Consider the following 763-nt stretch of genomic DNA (forward strand, 5'->3'; position numbering starts at 1 on the left):
CCGAGACCACGATGCCATACAAAGCCAACGAGAGCCGCCGTCACAAGATCCCGCGCGCCCGCTATCGCGTGGAGAACTGGGCAGCCTAGGCTTTGTCGCACAAATCGGCGTGAGGACGGAATCCGCGTACGCCTCCGGTGAACACCACCTTGGCAAAGTAGGGTCTGACGTCCGAGTTTTGCGTTGCGCGTCATTGCGCGGACGCAAACGAGTAGCAAACGTGATGGCTTATCAGCGGGTCGAGGTTTTGACGGGTCGGGAACGGCGGCGGAGTTATACGTCGGCGGAGAAGGTGCGGATGGTGGAGGAGGCGTTCCGCCCCGGCGTTGTGGTGACGGAGGCGGCCCGTCGGTTGGGCGTGCACGAAAGCCTGTTGTATCGCTGGCGGGACCTGCTGAAGGTCGGCGGAACGTCCGTGGCCGAACCGCCCAGCTTCGTCGCGGTGACCATCACGCCGGAGCCGAGCGTAACCGAACCGCCGGTCGTTGAGCCTCCTGAGCCATTGCCGCTTCCGGCCGCGCCGACCACGCGCCCGGCGGTTCTCGAGGTTATCCTGCCCAGCGGGGCACGCCTGCGTCTGGAAGGGCCGGTCGACCCGGCCCTGGCGGCGGCCGTCGTCGGAGCCCTGGCATGATCCCGGTGCCGAGCGGGGTGCGGGTGTGGCTGGCCAGCGGGCACACCGACATGCGCAAGGGCTGGGCGAGCTTGGCGTTGCTGGTGCAGGAACGCTTCGCCCAGGACCCGCACAGCGGCCATCTCTTCC

At 67.4% G+C, this 763-nt stretch carries 2 protein-coding genes; both read left to right on the top strand.

Features of this window, described 5'->3' with window-relative positions; genetic code table 11:
- Nucleotides 1-223: 223 nt before the first annotated feature.
- Nucleotides 224-634, top strand: a complete 411-nt coding sequence (gene tnpA, locus EJ903_RS26405; protein WP_246016005.1) for an IS66-like element accessory protein TnpA — start codon at nucleotides 224-226, stop codon at nucleotides 632-634.
- A partial coding sequence (gene tnpB / locus EJ903_RS28095; protein WP_148105324.1) for an IS66 family insertion sequence element accessory protein TnpB occupies nucleotides 631-763 on the top strand: 133 nt, incomplete at its 3' end. The genes tnpA and tnpB, both read left to right, overlap by 4 nt.

Origin of the sequence: Azospirillum griseum (genome assembly GCF_003966125.1) — a bacterium.
Lineage (GTDB): Bacteria > Pseudomonadota > Alphaproteobacteria > Azospirillales > Azospirillaceae > Azospirillum > Azospirillum griseum.